The sequence below is a fragment of the Acidovorax sp. GW823-FHT05D11 genome (assembly GCF_058795695.1).
The window spans coordinates 3074485-3089122 of record NZ_CM179502.1 but is presented as its reverse complement, the minus strand read 5'-3'; the positions used below and the strand labels follow the sequence as shown (position 1 = coordinate 3089122).

The window sequence follows — 14638 nt, the reverse complement described above, 5'->3', positions numbered from 1 at the left end:
CCGGGGCACGGAAAGGCATTGTACCGGCGGCCGTCCCTGTCAAGAGGCGCCGTGCGGCTGGCTTTCGTGGCGAGGCGCGTGGGGCTTTCTACAATGCTCCCATGTTTGTTCACCTGCGCCTGCACACCGAGTTTTCCGTCGTCGACGGTACCAATCGAATCGATGAGGTGGCCAAGGCCGCCGCCAAGGACGGCCAGCCCGCGCTGGCCATCACCGATCTCAACAACCTTTTTGGCGCGATCAAGTTCTACAAGGAGGCGCGGGGCAAGGGCGTCAAGCCCGTCCTGGGGGCCGAGATCTTTCTGGAGGGCGAGGCGGGCGCAGCGCCCTCGCGCCTCATCGTGCTGGTGCAGAACCGCCAGGGCTACCTCAATCTGTCCGAACTGCTGGCGCGCGCCTGGACGCGCAATGTCGTCAAGAACCTGGCGCTGTGCACCTGGGACTGGCTGCAGGAGCTTTCGGAGGGGCTGATCGCCCTGGCCGGGGCACAGGCAGGGCCCGTGGGGCAGGCCCTCCTGAAGGGGGATGAGTCGGGCGCCGCCCAGGTGGCCTTGCGCCTGGCGGGGCTGTTTCCACACCGGTTTTACATCGAGTTGCAGCGGGCGGGCCGCGTGGACGATGAAAGCCACGTGGTGGCCGCGGCGCAGCTGGCGGCGCGCCTGAGCTTGCCCGTGGTGGCGACGCATCCGGTGCAGTTCGCCACGGCGGACGACTACGAGGCGCACGAAGCGCGCATCTGCATCGCTGAGGGCGAGATCCTGGCCAATCCGCGCCGCGTGCGCAAGTTCACGCGCGACCAGTACTTCAAATCCTCCGCGGAGATGGAGGCGCTGTTTGCGGACGTGCCCTCGGCCATCGCGAACACGGTGGAAATCGCGCAGCGCTGCAACCTCACCCTGGTGCTGGGCAAGCCGCAGCTGCCGGACTTTCCCACACCCAACGGCATGCCGATCGACGAGTATTTTGGGCTTGCATCGTTCGATGGCCTGGAGGCGCGGCTGAAACTGCTGTTTCCCAAGGAGGCCGAGCGCGACCAACAGCGCCCGCGTTACGTGGAGCGGCTGGAGTTCGAGATCGGCACCATCCTCAAGATGGGCTTTCCGGGTTACTTCCTCATCGTGGGGGACTTCATCCAGTGGGCTAAGGCCAACGGCTGTCCCGTGGGGCCGGGCCGGGGCTCGGGCGCCGGCTCGCTGGTGGCCTATGCGCTCAAGATCACCGACCTGGACCCGCTGCAGTACAACCTGCTGTTCGAGCGCTTCCTGAACCCCGAACGGGTGTCCATGCCCGACTTCGACATCGACTTCTGCCAGTCCAACCGGGACCGGGTGATCGACTACGTGAAGGACAAGTACGGCAAGAACGCGGTGAGCCAGATCGCCACCTTCGGAACCATGGCCGCCAAGGCGGCCATCCGCGACGTGGGCCGGGTGATGGACATGAGCTACATGTTCTGCGACGGCATCTCCAAGCTGGTGCCGGGCAAGCCCGGCATGTCGTACACGCTGGCCTACCCGCCCGAGGTGAAGAAGGAAGGCGACAAGAACAACTACGCGCTGGAACTGGAGCCGCAGCTGTACGAGCGCGTGCAGAAGGAAGAGGACGTCAAGACCATCATCGAGATGGCCCAGAAGCTCGAGGGCATGACGCGCAACATCGGCATGCATGCGGGCGGGGTGCTGATCGCGCCGGGCAAGCTCACCGACTTTTGCCCGCTGTACCAGCAGCCGGGCAGCGAATCGGCCGTGAGCCAGTACGACAAGGACGACGTGGAGGCCATCGGCCTGGTGAAGTTCGACTTCTTGGGCCTGGCCACGCTGACCATCCTGGAGATCGCGCGCGAATTCATCATGAAGCGCCACAAGGGGCAGGAGAACTTCACGTATGAAGCCGTCCCGCTGGACGACGGGCCCACCTACCGCCTGTTCTCGGAAGGCAAGACCGAGGCGGTGTTCCAGTTTGAAAGCCGGGGCATGCAGGGCATGCTCAAGGAGGCGCGCCCCAGCCGGCTGGAGGACCTGATCGCGCTCAACGCGCTGTACCGCCCGGGCCCCATGGACCTGATCCCCAGCTTCGTGAACCGCAAGCACGGCAAGGAGGTCGTGGAATACCCGCACCCGCTGGTGGAAAAGGTGCTCGCCGAGACCTACGGGATCATGGTGTACCAGGAGCAGGTGATGCAGACCGCCCAGGTGCTGGGGGGCTACAGCCTGGGCGGCGCCGACATGCTGCGCCGCGCCATGGGCAAGAAGAAGGCCGAGGAGATGGCCGAGCACCGCGAGATCTTCCGCAAGGGGGCCGCCGAGAAGGGCATTGGCCAGGAGAAGGCCGACGAAGTGTTCGACCTGATGGAGAAGTTCGCCGGCTACGGCTTCAACAAGTCGCACGCTGCCGCGTACTCGCTGCTGGCGTACCACACCGGCTGGCTCAAGGTGCACTTCACGGCCGAGTTCTTCTGCGCCAACATGACCGTGGAAATGGACGACACCGACAAGCTCAAGGTGCTGTTCGAGGACGCGCAGAAGATGGGGCTCTCGTTCGAGCCGCCGGATGTCAACCGGGGCTTCTACCGCTTCGAGCCGGTGACCGACAAGATCATCCGCTACGGCCTGGGGGCCGTCAAAGGCACGGGGCAGCAGGCCATCGAAGCCATCGTGGCCGCGCGCGAGGGGCGGGGCGAGGGGCCGCAAGGCTCGACCACCGGCCCGTTCAAGAGCCTGTTCGACTTCTGCGTGCGGGTGGACCGGGCGCGCCTGAACAAGCGCACGGTGGAGGCGCTGATCAAGGCGGGTGCGTTTGACTTGCTCCATCTCAACCGCGCCTCCCTGGTGGCTTCCATCGACCGCGCGTTCGATTTTTCGGCGGCCACGCTGGCCAATGTGAACCAGGGGGGGCTTTTCGACATGATGGGCGACGACGCCCATGGATCGAGCACGCAGGAGCCGGATCTGGTGGATGCCATGCCCTGGGGCATCAAGGAGCGGTTGACGCAGGAGAAAACGGCGGTCGGCTTCTACCTCTCCGGCCATCTGTTCGACGAAGTCGCCACCGAGGTGCGGCGCTTCGTGCGCACCTCCATCGACGAGCTGCTGGACAGCCGCGAACCCCAGGTCCTCGCCGGGATCATCAGCGACTTCCGGGTGATCAATGGCCAGCGCGGCAGGCTGGGCCTCTTCCGCCTGGACGACAAATCCGGTGTCATCGAAGCCTCCGCGGACGAGGCACTGCTCAACACCTACAGGAACCAGCTCAAGGAAGACGAGTTCGTGGTGATGATGGGCCGCCTGCAGCTGGACCATTTCAGTGGCGGGCTGCGCGTGAAGGTGCAGCAGGTCTGGGATCTGGCCGGGGCGCGCTGCCGCTTCGGCAAGTATCTGCATGTGCTGGTGGGCGACAAGGGGCCGGATGTGCCTCGGCTGGTGCGGGAGTTTCCCGCCCGCCGCGAGGAGATCGCGGAGGGTGAACTGGTCCATGGCCTGCGGGTGCGCATGGGCGTGCGCTGCGTGGCGGGCGACGCGGCGGCGGTCGCGGAGCTGCAACTGGGAGAAAGCGCCCGTTTCTATCCCACCGACGCGGCGCTCGCGGCCTGGACGGCCCAGGCTGGCAGCGGGTCCGCCACCGTGGTCTACGAATAGGGCGGGCCCGCGACACCCAAGAGTGAATATCCGGCGTGCCATAGCTTGAAAAAAACAGGATCAACGTCAGATTTCTCTCACGGCATCACCCCGCGCGGATCGCTAGAATGATTTTCATGGCAACAAAACCACCTTCACCCCCCACCGCGCCGCCCGTGACCCGGCCAGCGCGGGATGATGGCGGTTCGGTCGTGCTCGAAAGACGCACACAAAAGACCCAGCCGCCCCAGATGTACCAGGTGGTCATGCTCAATGACGACTACACCCCCATGGAATTCGTCATCGTGGTGCTGCAGGAGTTTTTCAGCAAGGACCGCGAGCAAGCCACCCAGATCATGTTGAAGATCCACCTCGATGGCAAAGGCGTCTGCGGCGTTTACTCCCGCGATGTGGCCGCCACCAAGGTGGAACAAGTGCTTGACGCCGCCCTCAAGGCGGGCCACCCACTGCAATGTGTCAGTGAGCCTGTTGAATAACAGGTTTTTGATCCCGATCTACAGTTATCCCTTCCACGCAAGCACAAAGGAGTTCACATGATTGCCCAGGAACTGGAAGTCAGCTTGCACATGGCCTTTGTTGAGGCCCGTCAGCAGCGCCACGAGTTCATCACCGTGGAGCATCTGTTGCTTGCATTGCTCGATAACCCCAGCGCAGCGGAGGTGCTGCGCGCTTGTTCTGCCAACATCGATGATCTGCGTTCATCGCTGGCGAACTTCATCAAAGACAACACGCCCCAGGTGGCTGGCACCGACGAGGTGGACACGCAACCCACGCTGGGCTTTCAGCGTGTGATCCAGCGCGCCATCATGCACGTGCAGTCCACGGGCAATGGCAAGAAGGAAGTCACGGGCGCCAACGTGCTCGTGGCCATCTTCGGCGAGAAGGATTCCCATGCCGTGTATTACCTGCACCAGCAGGGCGTGACGCGGCTGGACGTGGTCAATTTCATCGCCCACGGCATCAAGAAGGGCGAGCCGCCAGAGCCCGCCAAGGCGGAAAACCAGGCCGAAGGCGAAGAGGGCGGTGGCTCCGAGCGCAACGAGAAGGCCTCGCCGCTGGAGCAGTTCACCCAGAACCTGAACCAGGCCGCCAAGGAAGGCAAGATCGATCCGCTGATCGGGCGCCACTACGAGGTGGAGCGCACGATCCAGATCCTGTGCCGCCGCCGCAAGAACAACCCGCTGCTGGTGGGCGAAGCCGGCGTGGGCAAGACCGCGATCGCCGAGGGCCTGGCCTGGCGCATCACGCAGAACGACGTGCCGGAGATCCTGGCGGAGGCCACCGTGTACTCGCTCGACATGGGCGCGTTGCTGGCGGGCACCAAGTACCGGGGTGACTTCGAGCAGCGCCTCAAGGGCGTTCTCAAGTCGCTCAAGGACAAGCCCAATGCAATCTTGTTCATTGACGAGATCCACACGCTGATCGGTGCGGGCGCCGCGTCGGGTGGCACGCTGGATGCCTCGAACCTGCTCAAGCCGGCGCTTTCGAGCGGCCAGCTCAAGTGCATCGGCGCGACGACCTTCACGGAATACCGCGGCATCTTTGAAAAAGACGCCGCGCTGTCGCGCCGCTTCCAGAAGGTGGACGTGGTGGAGCCCAGCGTGGCCGAAACCATCGACATCCTGAAGGGCCTGAAGTCGCGCTTCGAAGAGCACCACAGCGTGAAGTACGCCGCCGCCGCGCTGCAGGCCGCCGCCGAGCTGAGCGCCAAGTACATCAACGACCGCCACCTGCCCGACAAGGCCATCGACGTGATCGACGAGGCGGGTGCCGCGCAGCGCATCATGGTGCCGAGCAAGCGCAAGAAGACCATCGGCAAGGCCGAGATCGAGGAGATCGTCGCCAAGATCGCGCGCATTCCGCCGGCCAACGTCTCCAACGACGACCGCGGCAAGCTGCAGACGCTGGAGCGGGACTTGAAGAGCGTGGTGTTCGGCCAGGACAAGGCCCTGGAAGTGCTGGCCAGCGCGGTCAAGATGGCGCGTTCGGGCCTGGGCAAGGGCGACAAGCCCATCGGATCGTTCCTGTTCAGCGGCCCCACGGGCGTGGGCAAGACCGAGGCGGCCAAGCAGCTGGCCTACATCATGGGCATCGAGCTGATCCGCTTCGACATGTCGGAGTACATGGAGCGCCATGCCGTGAGCCGCCTGATCGGCGCGCCTCCAGGTTATGTCGGTTTCGACCAAGGTGGTCTGCTGACGGAAGCCATCACGAAGAAGCCGCACGCGGTGCTGCTGCTCGACGAGATCGAGAAGGCGCACCCGGACATCTTCAACGTGCTGCTGCAGGTCATGGACCATGGCACGCTGACGGACAACAACGGCCGCAAGGCCGACTTCCGCAACGTGCTCATCATCATGACCACGAACGCCGGCGCCGAGACCATGAACAAGGCGACGATCGGCTTCACCAACCCGCGCCAGGCGGGCGACGAGATGGGCGACATCAAGCGCCTGTTCACGCCCGAGTTCCGCAACCGGCTGGATGCCATCGTCAACTTCAAGGCGCTCGACGAGCAGATCATCCTGCGCGTGGTGGACAAGTTCCTGCTGCAACTGGAAACGCAGCTGGCGGAGAAGAAGGTGGAAGTCACCTTCACCGACGCCCTGCGCAAGCACCTGGCCAAGAAGGGTTTCGATCCGCTCATGGGTGCGCGGCCGATGCAGCGCCTGATCCAGGACACCATCCGCCGTGCGCTGGCCGACGAGCTGCTCTTCGGCCGCCTGACGGAAGGGGGCCGCCTGACGGTCGACATCGAGCTCAAGACCGATGACAAGGGCGTGGAAACGTCCGAGGTGCTGCTGGACATCCAGCCCTTGCCCAAGAAGGAGCGCTCGGCCAAGTCCGAACCTGCCGAGCCGGAAGAGGCCACGGCGGACTGACACGCGGCGGCGCGGCCGCCCTGGCCACGCGCGTGCCGGCCAGGTAAAAGCCCACGGTGTATGCCGTGGGCTTTTTTTGGCCGGATTCGCGGAAGCTTGCGCTTTTCGCGCTGTCCGTGGGGGCGTGCAGCCGGGCGGGGCCCTGCGGGGTCAGGGCGCCTGCAGGCGCTGCAGCATTTCCAGGGTGGGATAGCCGTCCGCCACGCTGCCGGTGCTGCGCTGGAAGGCGCGCAGCCCTGCGCGGGTGGCGGGGCCCATCACGCCGTCCGGGGTGCCGGCCGCGAAGCCCTTGCGGTTCAGTGCCTCCTGCAGGGCCTGCAGCTGGGTGCGCGACAGGGGCTCCAGGTCGCGTGGCCAGGGCGCGGCGATGGGGCCGCCCCCGCCGATCTGCCGGGACAACAGTGCGACCGCCAGGGCGTAGTTGACGGAGTTGTTGTAGCGAAGAATCGCCCGGAAGTTCGCCCCCACCAGAAAGGCGGGCCCGCGCGCTCCGGCAGGGGTCGCGATGGAGGCCGCGCCCAGGGGGGGCAGCGGCTGGCCCCCTGGCGCGCGCACGCCCTCGGCCTCCCATTGCGCGCTGGTCTGGCGCACCGCCGGGTCCGCGCGCGCGTGGTCGAAGGCCGCCGGCAACTGGACCTCGGCGCCCCAGGGCTCGCCGGATTGCCAGCCCGAGCGGGACAGGAAGTGGGCGGTGGATGCCACCACGTCCGGGATGCTGCCCCAGATGTCGCGGTGTCCGTCGCCGTCGGCATCCACGGCGTAGGCCAGGAAGACGGAAGGAAGGAACTGCGTGTGTCCCATGGCGCCGGCCCAGGAACCCAGCATGCGCTCCGCCGGGATGTCGCCCTGGTCCACGATGCGCAGCGCCGCGAGCAGCTCCGCCTGGGCCCAGGTGCGCCGGCGCCCTTCGTAGGCCAGCGTGGACAGCGCGTCCACGGTGCGAAACGTGCCGAAATTGCTGCCGTAGTTGCTCTCCATGCCCCAGATCGCCGTGATGAGGGTGGCCGGCACGCCGTAGCGGGCGGCGGCCGCCTCGAGCGCGGCGCTGTGTTCGGCCAGCTTGGCCTGGCCCTGGGCGATGCGCTGCGGGGAGACCGCGTTGTCGAGGTAGGACCACGGCGTGCGGGTGAATTCGGGCTGCGCGCGGTCCAGTTCCACCACGCGGGGCTGCCATTGCGCCTGGCCCAGCACGCTGCGCACCGTGCCGGGCTGGATGCCGGCCTCCAGGGCCTGCGCGGAAAAGGCGGCGCGCCAGGCGGCGAAGCCCGCTGCGTGGTCCACCATGTCGGCGGCGGGGTCGCCGGGGGAGGATGCGGGGGTGTCCGGGCCGGTTGCAGCGGGGGGCGCCACGCGGGCGGCTGCCACCTGCGGCGCCGCCGCCGTCCCTGCGCCGGGGCGGTGGGTGGGGGCGGGGCGGCGGCGCAACCCGCCAGCGCCAGGGCGGCAGTCCAGGCCGCCAGCGGGGACGCGAGGGAGATAGGGCGCCGCAAGAACGGGAAAGGTGCTCGGTGGGTGCTGTGCATGCGCCATTGTCCCGTGCCGCAGCGCGGGTGCCGGGCCACAGGTGTATCACGGCGTGAAGCGGCCGTGGAAGCGGTGGCCTTCGATTACTACTATTTTGATAGCTGCCAGCGCTTGAACGGTATGCGCTGCGGGCTAAAAATGCCTGCAAATCAGGTTACAGTTCGCTGTTTCCCCTGCCTTGTTCCCGTCCCGCCCCTGTTTGCCCACCGACCATGGCCCCCCACACCTTCCTCTGGCACGACTACGAAACCTTTGGTGCCAACACGCGCCGCGACCGGCCCGCGCAGTTCGCGGCCATCCGCACCGATGCCGAGCTCAATGAAATCGGCGAGCCGCTGATGTTCTATTGCCAGCCGGCCAGCGACTACCTGCCGGATCCGCAGTCCTGCCTCATCACCGGCATCACGCCGCAGCTGTGCCTGGAAAAAGGCGTGCCCGAGCACCAGTTCGCCGCCCGCATCGAGGCCGAATTCGCGCAGCCCGGCACCATCGGCGTGGGCTACAACACCATCCGCTTCGACGACGAGATCACGCGCTTCATGTTCTGGCGCAACCTCATCGATCCGTACGCGCGCGAATGGCAGAACCAGTGCGGGCGGTGGGACCTGCTGGACGTGGTGCGCATGACGTACGCGCTGCGGCCCGACGGCATCCAGTGGCCCCGGAAGGAGGACGGCTCGCCGAGTTTCAAGCTCGAGCATCTCTCGAAGGCCAACGGCCTGGTGCACGAGGCGGCGCACGATGCGCTGTCGGACGTGCGCGCCACCATTGCGCTGGCGCGGCTCATCCGCGAGCGCAACGCCAAGCTCTTCGACTTCGCGCTCTCGCTGCACAAGAAGGACCGCGTGGCCACCGAGCTTCGCCTGCCGGCCACCGCCATCACGGCCCGGCCGTTCCTGCACGTCTCGGGCATGTTCCCGGCCGAGCGCGGGTGCCTGGCCGTGATGTGGCCGCTGGCCAGCCATCCCACCAACAAGAACGAACTCATTGCCTGGGATCTCTCCCAGGATCCGGCGGCCCTCGCCACCATGGGGGCCGACGAGATCCGCCTGCGCATGTTCAGCAAGGCCGACGCGCTACCCGACGGCGTGACGCGCCTGCCGGTCAAGACCATCCACCTCAACAAGTCGCCCATGGTGGTGGGCAACGTGAACACGCTCACGCCCGCGCTGGCCCAGCGCTGGGGCATCGACCTGGCCCAGGCCGCCCAGCATGCCGAGGTGGCCCGCGGCCTGCCCGACATGAGCGGCATCTGGCCCGCCGTGTTCGCCCGCCCGCCCGAGGCCACGCCCGATGTGGACCAGGACCTGTACGGCGGCTTCGTCGGCAACAACGACCGCCGGCTGCTCAACGACCTGCGCACTATGAGCGGCGAGAGGCTGGCCCGCTCCCGCGCCGCGTTCGACGACCCGCGCCTGGCCGAGCTGCTGTGGCGCTACCGGGCGCGCAACTTCCCCGCTACGCTGTCGCCTGAAGAAGCGCAGCAGTGGGAGGCGCACCGCGCAGCCTGCTTGTTCGACGGGCAGGGCGGGGCACGCACGGTGGAGCAGCTGTTCACCGAAATCGACACGCTGTCGGAGACCGCCGAAGACGACCGCACGCAGGACATCCTGGGGGCCCTGTACGATTACGCGGAGCACATCGCGCCTGAACGATGACTCCCCCTGAGGCGCTGCGCGCCTTCCCCCTGAGGGGGACGCACCCGGTGGCCTGGCGGAGCCAGTTCCACGGGTGCGCTGGTATGGGGTGCTCCGGTTTTTGCCGCTTTGGGGCTTGCAGATAGACATCGAGTTTTTATGACGACACCGCAGAACCACCATTTCACGACCGAGATCCTTCATGCTGACCGCCATGGCGGCGCGGAGCATGGGGCCATCCACAAGGCCATCCACACCTCGGTCCAGTACGGCTACGACAAGGTCGAGGACCTGATCGCCGTGTTCCAGGGCACCGCCAAGGGCGGCTTCAACTACGCGCGCCAGGGCACGCCCACCACCGCCGCACTGGAAGCCAAGCTCACGCAGATGGAAAAAGGGCAGGGCACCATCGTGTTCGCCACCGGCATGGCGGGCATCTGCGCGATCTTTCTCACGCTGCTCAAGGCGGGCGACCACCTGGTGGCCAGCCAGTTCGTGTTTGGCAACACCAACAGCGTGTTCGGCACGCTGGCCGACCTGGGCATCGAGGTGACCCTGGTGGACGTGACGGACGCAGCCCACGTGGCCGCCGCGTTGCGGCCCAACACCCGCATGGTGTTTGTCGAGACCATCGCCAACCCCGGCACGCAGGTCCCCGACCTGGACGGCGTGGGCACGGTCTGCCGCGAGCGCGGCCTGCTGTACGTGGTGGACAACACCGTGGCGTCGCCCTACCTGTTTCGCGCGTCCACGGTGGGCGCGGGGCTGGTGCTCAACTCGCTCACCAAGAGCATCGGCGGGCAGGGTGCGGCGCTGGGCGGCGCGGTGACCGACACCGGCCTGTTCGACTGGAGCACGTACCCCAACATCTTCGCCCCCTACCGCAAGGGCGACGCCAAGGGCTGGGGCCTTCAGCAACTGCGCAAGAAGGGCCTGCGCGACATGGGGGCCACGCTGTCTTCCCACGCCGCGCACCAGATCGCGCTGGGCGCTGAAACCCTGTCGCTGCGCATGGACCGCACCAGCGCCACGGCCCTGGCCCTGGCGCAATGGCTGGAGCAGCACCCGGCGGTCTCGCGCGTGCTGTACCCCGGCCTGCCGTCGCACCCCCAGTACGCGTTTGCCCAGAAGCACCTCAAGGCCGGTTCGTGGCTGCTGTCGTTCGAGCTGCGCGACCCCGGGCAGTGCCTGCCCGTGTGCAACAGGCTGCAGCTGCCGATCAAGGCCACGGGCCTGGCGGACACGCGCACGCTCATCATCCCGGTGGCCCACACCATCTTCTGGGAGGCCGGCCCGGCCGTGCGCGCCGCCATGGACATCGCCGACAGCATGATCCGGCTGTCGGTCGGGCTGGAAGAGGTGGAAGACCTGCTCGCGGACTTCGAGCAGGCCCTGGCCGGCTGCTGAGGCGGCACCCCGCAACCTGTCAGCGCGCCATGGCCACCACCACCTCGGCCCCGCCCGCCAGCATTGGCAAGTACCGCATCGAGCGCGAGCTGGGCCGGGGCGCCAGCGGCATCGTGTTCCTGGGGCTGGACGGTTTTCGGGGCCGCAAGGTGGCCATCAAGCAGACCCACGCGCACCTGCTCAGGCAGCCCGAGCAGGCCGAGCGCTACCGCAAGCTGCTGCGCAACGAGGCCGCCTTGTCCGGCCGCCTGCGCCACCCCAACATCGTGCGCCTGCTCGATGCGGACGAAGAGGCGCTGCCGCCGTACCTGGTGCTCGAATACGTCGACGGACAGCCCCTGTCGGCGTTTGCGACGCCCGACGCGCTGCTGCCCGTGCCCCAGGTGCTGGACATCGCGTTCAAGTGCTGCAACGCGCTCGAATACGCCTACCGCGAGGGCCTGGTGCACCGCGACATCAAGCCCGCCAACCTGATGCTGGCCCAGGGCGGCGACGTCAAGCTCACCGACTTCGGCGCGGCGCTGTCGCTGCGCAGCGATGCCACGCAGCTGTCGGGCCTGGTGGGCTCGCCGTCGTACATGTCGCCCGAACAGGTGCGCGAGCAGGACCTCACCCACCACAGCGACATGTTCTCGCTGGCCGTGGTGGTGTACGAACTGCTCACCGGCCGCCGCCCCTTCGACGGCGACACGGATTTCGCGACCCTCTACAAGATCGGCAACGAAGCCCCCACGCCGCCCAGCCTGCTGCGCGCCTCGCTGCCCGGCCATGTGGACGACGTGCTGCTGCGCGCCCTGGCCAAGCAGCCCGCAGACCGCTTTGCCACCTGGCAGGATTTCGCCCAGGCCCTGCTCGCCGCCCACCAGGGCCTGCCGCGCCAGCGCTCGCAGGACACCGAGGCCGAACGCTTCGCGCGCCTGCGCGCACTGCCGTTCTTCGCCGACTTCCACGACGTGGCGCTGTGGGAGCTGATGCGCCTGGGCAGCTGGCGCCGGCTGGAGCGGGGCACCGTGCTCATGCGCGAGAACACGCCTGGCGACTCCTTCTGCATCCTCATCGAGGGGCAGGTGGCCGTGAGCCGCCAGGGCTGGACCCTCAGCACCCTGGGCCCGGGCGTCACCCTGGGCGAGATGACCTACCTGCGCCCTGAGAACAGGAAGCGCACCGCCACCGCCGTGGCAGAGACCGAGGTGCTGGTGCTCAAGGTGCGCAACCCGGCGCTGCGCGGGGCGTCGGAAGACCTGCAGTCGCACTTCGACAAGGCGTTCATCAAGCTGCTGGTGGGGCGGCTGATTGCCACCAGCGAGCAGCTGGCGGAGTGGGAACAGGGCCTGAGTGGGCCGGAGTGAGGCCGCCGCTCATCGCACCGCTGGTTCCCGCGCCGCGCGGCGCCGGCTCCACCCGGCGCCCGCTGCCGCCACGCCCAGCGACAGGGCCAGCAGCGCCGGGAGGGACAGCGTGGGGATGGCGGCGGGCCCGGCGGGTACCGCGCCGCTGTCGGTGATGCGCAGCAGCACGCTGTTCGTATCCGCCACCCAGCTGGCGCCAGCGTCGACGGTGTAAAACGTGTCACCGGCGTCCGCCGCCGTGCCCCAGCGGAAGGTGTCCCCGGCCACGGCGGCCTTGGCCACCACCCAGAGGTGCTGCCCGGCCGGCGCGGCGTAGCTGCCCGTGAACCGTACGGGTTCCAGTGACGACGAGATCGGACCGACGGGTGTGAACGCCGCGCACGATGGCCCGGGCGCCGTGCCGCCAGGGCCATCGTCGCAGACCTGCAGGTTCACCGTGCCGATCGCGCTGACGCCGCCGCCGTTGCTGAGCAGCAGCGTGACCTCGGCCACGGAGAAGCCGGCACCTCCGACGGGGATGCGCACGGCGGTGAACTGGGTGAAATTCAACCCGTTGAACCAACCCAGTCCCCCCATCCCCAGGTTGTCATGCAGCGTGGCGGCGCCAGCCGCCAGGGGGGCGGCAGCCAGCGCGGCAGCGGCGGCTGCCAGGGCCACGCGCCAGCGGCAGGCGCGCAAAAGGGACCGGGGTCGAAGCAGCAGGGGCGAAAAATGCATGGCAAACAGTGGTGGAACGATGGAGGGGGTCCGGGCGGTGTCTCTGACGGCACCACGGCGGCGACGGGTTGAGCGTAGGCGGAGTGCGGGCGGCGGATTGACTGGCTATCCCGCCGGCCTTTGACCCGGCGTTTCCGGGATGGCGTCCCATCTCGACAATATGAATGAGAATCAGTATCATTTGAGTGCCTGAGTACGCCACACCCGTCCACCGCAAAAGGCTTGTCCCTCTTCAAGGAGCATTGCCATGGACACCGGCGTACACACCAACTCCCACCAGAGCGCAGCCGTGCACCACGCGCCCGCCACGCTGGCGCGGTGGCAGCATGCCGTGCAGCGCGCACGGGCAGCGCAGCAGACGGGCCAATGGCGCATGGCGACCGCCTATCAGCACCAGGCCCTCGCGTTGTCGCTGCGGCTGCTGGAGCACACGCCGCCACCGGGGCGCGAGGACGACTGCGTGGCGGCGGTCGTGGTCTCGCACCTCAATGTGGCCGACCTGCAGGTGCAGGCGGGCGCCGTGGACGACGCCACCCAGATCCTGTGCCGCGCCCATGCCGTGCTGCTGGGCCTGATGGCCGATGCGCGCCACGGCGCGGGCCTGCAGCAGGCCGCGTGGCGCCACAGCCGCGAAACCCATGCCGCCTTGCTGCGGCCATGTGCAGGCCCATGGCGCGCACCCGCCCGTCACGCAGGCCCTGGCCTCGGCCCATTTGGCCCACGGCCCGGGGCCGCACTGAAGGGCGTGCCGCTTCCTTGCCGTGCGGCGCCGTGGCCCGAAGGACGACGCGCTCCGGCCTTTTTATCCACTCCGTTTCCGATCCAAGGACACCATGCCCCATACCTTGCCCGCCTTGCCCTATGCCTATGACGCGCTCGAGCCCCACATCGATGCCCGCACGATGGAGATCCACCACACCCGGCACCACCAGACCTACATCAACAACCTGAACGCCGCGCTGGAAGGCACGCCGCACGCCCACCTGCCCATCGATGAGCTGGTGGCGCGGCTGGTGCTGCTGCCCGAGAACCTGCAGGGCCCGGTCCGCAACAACGGCGGCGGCCATGCCAACCACAGCCTCTTCTGGAGCGTGATGTCGCCCCGAGGCGGCGGCCAGCCCCAGGGAGAGCTGGCGCGGGCCATCGATACGGATCTGGGCGGGTTCGGCGCCTTCAAGGAGGCCTTCACCAAGGCCGCGCTCACGCGCTTTGGCAGCGGCTGGGCCTGGCTTTGCGTGACCAAGGCGGGCCAGCTGGTGGTGGAAAGCACGGGCAACCAGGACAGCCCGCTCATGGCGGGCCCGATGTCGGGCCACACGCCCGTGCTGGGGCTTGATGTGTGGGAACACGCCTATTACCTGCAGTACCAGAACCGGCGTCCCGAATACATCGCCGCGTTCTACAACGTCATCGACTGGGCCGAGGTGGCCCGCCGCCATGCGCTTGCCCGGGCCTGACGGGCCATCGCGCCCGCTCCACCACCCGCA

Annotated in this window: 10 protein-coding genes; 8 read left to right on the top strand and 2 right to left on the bottom strand. The window is 67.7% G+C overall.

What is annotated here, in order from left to right:
• Positions 1-101 precede the first annotated feature (101 nt).
• From dnaE to clpA, 3 genes are all read left to right on the top strand, one after another.
• Positions 102-3635, top strand: a complete 3534-nt coding sequence (dnaE, locus tag AC3RCE_RS14330; protein WP_492253299.1) for a DNA polymerase III subunit alpha — start codon at positions 102-104, stop codon at positions 3633-3635.
• A 107-nt stretch (positions 3636-3742) separates the two neighbouring features.
• Positions 3743-4111: an ATP-dependent Clp protease adapter ClpS gene (gene clpS, locus AC3RCE_RS14325; RefSeq protein ID WP_029414237.1), complete on the top strand. Its 369-nt coding sequence runs from the start codon at positions 3743-3745 to the stop codon at positions 4109-4111.
• Positions 4112-4168: 57 nt separating this feature from the next.
• Entirely contained in the window at positions 4169-6517 is a 2349-nt protein-coding gene (gene clpA, locus AC3RCE_RS14320) for an ATP-dependent Clp protease ATP-binding subunit ClpA (RefSeq protein WP_218294829.1), read from the top strand.
• Between the two features lie 150 nt (positions 6518-6667).
• On the opposite strand, the gene AC3RCE_RS14315 is transcribed toward clpA, so the two are convergent.
• Entirely contained in the window at positions 6668-7942 is a 1275-nt protein-coding gene (locus AC3RCE_RS14315) for a lytic murein transglycosylase (RefSeq protein ID WP_492253298.1), read from the bottom strand.
• 311 nt (positions 7943-8253) lie between these two features.
• On the opposite strand from AC3RCE_RS14315, the gene sbcB reads away from it, so the two are divergent.
• The 3 genes from sbcB to AC3RCE_RS14300 all read left to right on the top strand — a co-directional run bounded on the left by sbcB (position 8254) and on the right by AC3RCE_RS14300 (position 12434).
• Positions 8254-9699 (top strand): exodeoxyribonuclease I, encoded by a 1446-nt coding sequence (sbcB, locus tag AC3RCE_RS14310; protein ID WP_492253297.1) that lies wholly within the window; start codon positions 8254-8256, stop codon positions 9697-9699.
• Positions 9700-9837: 138 nt separating this feature from the next.
• On the top strand, positions 9838-11085 hold the full coding sequence (locus AC3RCE_RS14305; protein WP_492253296.1) for a cystathionine gamma-synthase family protein: 1248 nt from the start codon (positions 9838-9840) through the stop codon (positions 11083-11085).
• Between the two features lie 29 nt (positions 11086-11114).
• Positions 11115-12434 (top strand): protein kinase domain-containing protein, encoded by a 1320-nt coding sequence (locus AC3RCE_RS14300; protein ID WP_218341140.1) that lies wholly within the window; start codon positions 11115-11117, stop codon positions 12432-12434.
• 9 nt (positions 12435-12443) lie between these two features.
• Here AC3RCE_RS14300 and AC3RCE_RS14295 read toward each other — a convergent pair whose 3' ends face one another.
• Positions 12444-13151, bottom strand: coding sequence for a hypothetical protein (locus AC3RCE_RS14295; protein ID WP_492253295.1), 708 nt, complete (start codon positions 13149-13151; stop codon positions 12444-12446).
• A gap of 247 nt (positions 13152-13398) precedes the next feature.
• Here AC3RCE_RS14295 and AC3RCE_RS14290 point away from each other — a divergent pair, with 247 nt between their 5' ends.
• Both AC3RCE_RS14290 and AC3RCE_RS14285 read left to right on the top strand, forming a co-directional pair.
• Positions 13399-14022, top strand: coding sequence for a DUF2753 family protein (locus tag AC3RCE_RS14290; RefSeq protein ID WP_492253294.1), 624 nt, complete (start codon positions 13399-13401; stop codon positions 14020-14022).
• Complete coding sequence (locus AC3RCE_RS14285; RefSeq protein WP_218341143.1) at positions 13985-14608, top strand: superoxide dismutase; 624 nt, start codon at positions 13985-13987, stop codon at positions 14606-14608. The genes AC3RCE_RS14290 and AC3RCE_RS14285 overlap by 38 nt, the downstream gene beginning before the upstream one ends.
• Positions 14609-14638: the final 30 nt, after the last annotated feature.